Genomic DNA, 207 nt, shown 5'->3' on the forward strand with positions numbered 1-207 from the left:
AGCAACATTAAAGTGTTCTGGGCCGTACGCAACAATCAACGCGAGTACTATCTCATTATTATCTACTACGATTGATTTAGAATTATTGATGGCATCTGAAGGCATAGCTTTTCTTGGTAAGACTTCTAATTGTGATTTATCTTCTGTATTGTCGTCTTCTGCAAAAATCTTTCTTGTCGTTACTAGAATAACCTGACTATATGATCC

The 207-nt window shown here is 35.7% G+C and carries 1 protein-coding gene; it reads right to left on the minus strand.

Annotation, left to right across the window (positions count from 1 at the left end; genetic code table 11):
* Positions 1-207: histidinol dehydrogenase (locus ACRHOC_RS16055; protein ID WP_431159545.1), on the minus strand; the 207-nt coding region annotated here is incomplete at both ends.

Source organism: Winogradskyella poriferorum (genome assembly GCF_050618035.1).
Lineage (GTDB): Bacteria > Bacteroidota > Bacteroidia > Flavobacteriales > Flavobacteriaceae > Winogradskyella > Winogradskyella poriferorum_A.